Origin of the sequence: Kitasatospora sp. NPDC127067, assembly GCF_042724755.1 — a bacterium.
GTDB lineage: Bacteria > Actinomycetota > Actinomycetes > Streptomycetales > Streptomycetaceae > Kitasatospora > Kitasatospora lactacystinica.
Genome location: NZ_JBHXEM010000040.1, coordinates 60,491 through 65,032, shown reverse-complemented (window position 1 = coordinate 65,032; position 4,542 = coordinate 60,491). Strand labels below are relative to the sequence as shown.

At 74.1% G+C, this 4,542-nt stretch carries 4 protein-coding genes; 1 reads left to right on the top strand and 3 read right to left on the bottom strand.

All coding sequences use genetic code 11. The annotated features are described in order from the left end of the window. Positions 1-143 precede the first annotated feature (143 nt). From ACFWJ4_RS18365 to ACFWJ4_RS18355, 3 genes are all read right to left on the bottom strand, one after another. On the bottom strand, positions 144-335 hold the full coding sequence (locus ACFWJ4_RS18365) for a hypothetical protein (RefSeq protein ID WP_380545120.1): 192 nt from the start codon (positions 333-335) through the stop codon (positions 144-146). A 67-nt stretch (positions 336-402) separates the two neighbouring features. Beyond that, entirely contained in the window at positions 403-585 is a 183-nt protein-coding gene (locus ACFWJ4_RS18360; protein ID WP_380545118.1) for a hypothetical protein, read from the bottom strand. A 68-nt stretch (positions 586-653) separates the two neighbouring features. Then, on the bottom strand, positions 654-3,191 hold the full coding sequence (locus ACFWJ4_RS18355; RefSeq protein WP_380545116.1) for a S8 family serine peptidase: 2,538 nt from the start codon (positions 3,189-3,191) through the stop codon (positions 654-656). A gap of 505 nt (positions 3,192-3,696) precedes the next feature. On the opposite strand from ACFWJ4_RS18355, the gene ACFWJ4_RS18350 reads away from it, so the two are divergent. Then, positions 3,697-4,407, top strand: a complete 711-nt coding sequence (locus tag ACFWJ4_RS18350) for a BTAD domain-containing putative transcriptional regulator (protein WP_359915540.1) — start codon at positions 3,697-3,699, stop codon at positions 4,405-4,407. Positions 4,408-4,542 lie beyond the last annotated feature (135 nt).

Below are 4,542 nucleotides of genomic sequence, written 5' to 3'. Positions count from 1 at the left end.
ATTTTGGCTTTCGGGGGCCTTTTTTTTTTAAAATCACAAGCACCGGTTGGGGTGCCCGGGGGGCCCCCCGCCGCGGGGGGCGCCCCGGGGGGGGGGCCCGCCCCCGCACCGTCGGGGCCCCGCCGCCGGCGCGGGGTGCCTCATCAGAAGATGCTGGAGGCCACATTCGCCAGGGTGCCTGCGAGCTTGCCCCAGTCGAAGTCGGCCTCGACGCCGGGGGTGTTGCCCAGGGCGCCGCCGGTGCGGCGGGTGCGGTCCACCGGCTCCGCCAGCTTCGGGAGCTGCGGCGTGGGGGTCCACGTCCGGCGCTCCTCACGGAATTCTTCGTTGGTCATTTCTGCTCATCCCTTCTCGTCGTGCTGGTTGCACTCCGTCCTCGGCGGGGCCCGCCGGGGCGGGGCGTCAGAGGGCCGCGTAGCACATGCTCCGGGCGGGGCCGGTGAGGCCGGCGCAGGCCGACCGGGCCGGTACGACGCCCGGGCTGCCGGACAGCGTTCCGGCCTCGTCCCGGCCGTCCCGGCGGACCGGTGGTGCGAGGACCGGCAGTCTCGGCGTGGGCTTGGGGAGCCCTGCGGGAGTTTTCATGATCCGTCTCCTCCTGACGGGTGGTGTGGGGGCGTGCGGTCGGCGTGGACACCGACGGTGCCGGGTGCTCAGGACTCCAGGAACTGGTGGGCCGGCGCCAGGGTGACGGGGAACTCGTCGCTGACGTCGATCGTGAACAGCATGGAGACCCGCGCGTGCCGGTCGTCCTCGGGGTCGAAGAAGGTCACCTTCACGTCCTGGCAGTCCGATCCCATGCGGCAGTACGGGCTCTTCGCGACGGAGATGGTGTCGATGCAGTACAGGGAGATCGGCTTGCCGGACTCCGTCACGGTGCTGGGGACGCTCTGGCCCAGCAGCATGGCCTTGCTGATCGGGCCGGCGACCGAGAACGCGTTCGTCCCGGCGGAGTTCAGCGCCCGGTCGGCGGAGGTCTGCCCGAGGTTGCGGAACTGGTAGTAGACCTTGTCGAGGAACGCGTCCATGGTCTTGCGGACGTAGGTCTCGTCGACCGTCAGCGAATCGTGGTGCGCCTGGCGCATGACGGCCTTCACCACGGCGTCCACCAGCTGCTTCTGGTACCAGATGTAGACGCCGCGGCTCTTGACCTCGACGACCGGCACGACCTGTCCGGAGAACAGCCGTACGGTCCGGTCGGTCAGCCGGCCGGGTATCGAGATCCGGGAGATGTAGCCGTCCTCGTCCTGGGTGTACTTGTGCTGGCCGAGGTACGCGTCCCGGAAGGACCGGTAGATCGTGGACACCGGGGCGGCGGGCGCGGCGAGTGCCAGCAGGGCGTCCGCGAGCTTTCTGCGGTCGTTGACGATCGCCTCCACCTCAGCCCTCGACCCGAGCTGCACCAGGGGGTTGCTGGTCCAGTCCATGCCGGCCGCGGGTTCGGCCTCCATCGCGTAGACGGGTGTGCTCTCCAGGTTCAGCGTCCAGGTGACCTTGTCGGAGGCCCACGGGTTGGCGGTCAGGTACCTGTGCAGCTGGTCGGCGTCGTAGGGATTGGCGGGCAGTTCCTTCGTCACATCGGGCTTGCCTTCGACCGGCACCTCGACGGGGTCCATCAGCTGGCGGAAGCTGTCCCGGCGGGCCTCGGTCAGGAAGTCCACGCCGACCTGGCCGATCGCGAACACCAGCGGGCGGTTGTTGGTGGAGGCACAGGAGGGCCGGACGCCGCCGCCCGAGGGCACGGATCCCGAGGGCACGGATCCCGACGGCACGGACCCCGACGGCACGGATCCTGACGGTACGGCCCCTGGCAGCCCGGCCCCCGAGGGCCCGCCGCCCTGGCACGCGCAGGGGGCCGCCGGGGCCTGGCCGGACACCGTCGCGCCGGTGGACGGCGGGGGCGCGGCCACGGCGGGCGCGGTCAGTGGCATGGGCGGCGGGACGGCGGTGGCGCCCGCGGGCTGGGCGCCCGCGGCGGTGGCGCCCGCCACCCCGGCGACGGCTCCGGCCGGGGGGAGGGCTTCGTACGGTGCGCTCTGCGCGGCGGGTGCGGCCTGGAAGGCCTGGACGGCCTCCGGGCCAGGTACGGCCTGCGCGGCCGGTGCGACCTGGGGGGCTTGAACGGCCTCGGCGGTGGCGACGGGAACGCTCTGGGTGTCCATGGTGCTGGCTCCCTCGTGCGAGTCGTAAGGGGAGGCCCCGAGCAGCGAGGGTGCGCCGGCCGCGGCGGCCCCGACCTCGGGGGGGAGGGTGGTGCGGCGGGCGCCGTCCGCCGTGGTCCCGGCAGTGGCCGGCCGGTCCGTCAGGTCTCCTCGGGCGGTGAGCCCGTAGGCCCGGGCCGCGTCCAGGTGACCGACCAGCCGGCGCCGGCACTCCGGTGCGTCGGCGGGTGCGCAGGGCACGGACCGCGCGCCCTGCAGCAGGGCCCGGCGGGCCGCCCGCGGGTCGGGCGGGCGCCCCGCGCGTACCTGCGCGGCGACCAGCAGGGCGGCGACCCCGGCCACCAGCGGTGTGGCGAAGCTGCTGCCGGTCAGGGCGGCGCCGCCCCCGCCCGGGGCGGCGCCCTCGATGTCGCTCCCGGGGGCGAGCACGCCGTGGGCGGCGTACGCGGAGCCCCAGTTGCTGATGTCCAGCGGCTCGCCGTCGGGTCCGGCCGCGCCGACGGCGAGCACCGTCGGGACGGAGGCCGGCACCTGGGCGCAGTCGCAGCCGTCGTTGCCGACGGCCGCGACCACCAGGACCCCGTTCTCGTCGCACAGCCGCAGCGCCCGCTCCAGCATGGGGTCCGGCTGGGCGTCCGTGCCGGCTTCGCCGCCGCTGATGTTGATGATGTGCGCGCCCTCCTGCACGGCGCGTTCGACGGCCCGGGCCAGGTCGAGCTGCGGCACCCGGCCTTCGCCCGCGTCCGTGAAGACCGGCAGGACCAGTCCGCGGCAGCGCGGGGCGATCCCGGCGTACGGACCGTCGGGTCGGCCGAAGAGCAGGCTCGCGACGTGGGTGCCGTGCAGCGACATCGGGCCGTTGCCGGCCGGTTCGGCGACGAGCGTGTCCAGCCGGGTGAGGTCCGCGCCCGCGAAGCAGGGGTGCGACAGGTCGACGGGACCGTCCAGGACGGCGATGCACACGGCCGGGTCGCCGAGGAGTTCGTCCTCGGGGGCGCGGACGTCGTGCAGCACCGATCTGGCTTTCATGGGGAATCGCCTTCCGGTGTCGGGCGGGGCTTCGGGTGCGCTCCGCCGGGCAGCAGGTGGTGCCAGTCAACGGGGCGGCCGTCGCGGGAGTGTGCCGGGGAGCGTCACGGCCGGCGCGGGAGCGCCGTCGCGGACGCGTCGCGTCCTCGTGGCGGATCCGCCGCGGCCGTTCGCCGCGTCACGGCCCGGTCGATGCACGCGCCGTGACCGCCGGCGGTCCCGCGGACCGGGCCGGGTGTCCACGACGGATCGGCGGCTTCTCCAACACCCGTTCGGGGGCGGCCCATTAGGGTGTCGGCCGGTCGACTGCGGGGCGTTGCCGTCACGGTCGGCGACGACGGCCGTGACGCCCGGGCGGCGTCACCGTGACGTCGTCACAACGTCCGTGCGACGCACGCGCGACGGTGGTCCGGGGCCGGGCGGACACGGCCGTGACGGGCCTCGGCCGCAACCGGGGCATGTCCGAACGGGTGCGGGCGACGGACTGTCGGGACAGAGTGGGGGTGTGTTGTGGGACGGTCCGGGCATCGAGCTGCTGCGGGGCTTCGAGGCCACCGACGCGGGACGCTGTGTGTCCCTTCCGGTGAGTGCTCAGCACCTGCTGGCGTTCCTCGCCCTGCACGACGGCGGCGTCCAGCGCGGGGCGGTCGCCGAACGGCTCTGGCCGGACTGCACCCAGCACCGCTCGGCCGCGAACCTGCGCACCGCCCTCTATCACGTGCGGCGCGGCCGGGCCATACCGGTCGAGAGCCCGGGGCAGTGGCTGCGCCTCGCCCCGGCGGTCCGGGTGGACCTGCGGTCGGCGCGCTGCTCCGCACGGCAGGTCGTGTCCGGGCTCGACCGGTTGCCGGTCAGCTGCGACGACATCGTGGACGACCTCGCCGCCGAGCTGCTGCCGGGCTGGGAGGAGGAGTGGCTGACCCTGGAGCGGGAGCGGTGGGACCAGCTGCGGCTGTACGCCCTGGAGGGTCTGGCGCACCAACTGTGCGACGCGGAGCGCTATCTGTCGGCGCTGCAGACCGCGTTGGCGGCGATCGCCATCGACCCGGTCCGTGAGACGGCCCACCGGATCGTGGTCGAGGTGCACCTCGCCGAGGGCAACCTCGCCAGCGCGCTGCGCTCGTACCAGCACTACCGCTCGTTCCTGCAGCGGGAGCTGAACGTCGCCCCCTCGCCGAAGATGACCGGACTGGTGCGGAACCTCCAGCGGATGTGACGGCCCGCCGGCGGCGCCCGACTCCACGCCGGTGAAGCGGCCCGGGCGCGGGACGCCGCCCCCGGGCCCGGCCCCGACCCCACCCCCCCCAGCACCGAGAGCATCCCCTAGATCAACAACCGGCCCGTGTTTAAC